Source organism: Acinetobacter sp. R933-2, assembly GCF_030325485.1.
GTDB lineage: Bacteria > Pseudomonadota > Gammaproteobacteria > Pseudomonadales > Moraxellaceae > Acinetobacter > Acinetobacter sichuanensis.
The window spans coordinates 1-891 of sequence record NZ_JACAIJ010000059.1 but is presented as its reverse complement, the minus strand read 5'-3'; the positions used below and the strand labels follow the sequence as shown (position 1 = coordinate 891).

2 protein-coding genes are annotated in these 891 nt (G+C 33.9%); both read right to left on the bottom strand.

Going from position 1 to position 891, the window contains the following annotated elements; all coding sequences use genetic code 11:
* Positions 1-5: 5 nt before the first annotated feature.
* Positions 6-500, bottom strand: coding sequence for an IS630 family transposase (locus tag HX005_RS19565; protein WP_001003818.1), 495 nt, complete (start codon positions 498-500; stop codon positions 6-8).
* Positions 501-547: 47 nt separating this feature from the next.
* Positions 548-853 (bottom strand): IS630 transposase-related protein, encoded by a 306-nt coding sequence (locus HX005_RS19560; RefSeq protein WP_000122230.1) that lies wholly within the window; start codon positions 851-853, stop codon positions 548-550.
* Positions 854-891: the final 38 nt, after the last annotated feature.

The following is an 891-nucleotide window of genomic DNA, read 5'->3' as shown; positions in this document are numbered from 1 at the left end:
TATAGTCAAACTACTTTATTATTCATACAAGATTCGAAAAAAACTCGAAATAACTCATCGACTGAGTCGATCAACCATTCTTTACGCTTACGTTTAACCCATGCCCACATCTGTTCTATAGGATTTAAATCAGGGCTGTATGCAGGAAGCCAAAGAATTTTATGCCCTTGTTGTTCCAATAACTCCTGAATATCTGCTCTTTTATGAAATGCTGCATTATCCATAACCACTACACTATTTTCTGGTAATGCTGGTATGAGGAATTGCTCAATCCAAAAATGAAAAACATCTGAATTGATTTTGCAGTCAAATAAACCGACTGAAAATAAATACCCTTTATGGATTGCTCCAATGGCATTGGTCTGATTCTTTAATTGCCAATTATATTGCCCTAGACAGGGTACTCCTTTTCGTGAGTAGCCATGAGGTCTGTAATCATGTGACTTAAAACCACTTTCATCCAGATAAATAATCGGATGGTTTTTTTCTAATTCATTCACTTGCAGAATAAATTTATCCCTAAGCTTTGTATCTGCTTTAGGATGGCTTAACGTCTTTTTTTAACTGTAATATTTAAGCGCTTTAATGCAGCACCAATAGATGAAACACCACAATTAAAACGTGCAGCACGTTCATATTGATAAGCATCAGGATACTTTTCAACATCTTCACGTAAAGCATCATCGTTAATTTTAGAAGGTTTACGTACACGAGTTTTTTTAATCTCTATACGTTTCTTCCATTCAACAATGGTATTTTTATTAATTTCAAATTGTGCAGCTACTGCTCGAATAGAATAACCTTCCTCAAGCTTAGCTAAAATTTTACGTCTAAAATGTTCTGAATAACTCATTGCACCATTGTATTGGTTTTATAATGATTTGACTATAA

Excerpts from the sequence above, each read along its gene's own strand:
- HX005_RS19560 (WP_000122230.1), bottom strand. The coding sequence starts at position 853 with ATGAGTTATTCAGAACATTTTAGACGTAAAATTTTAGCTAAGCTTGAG.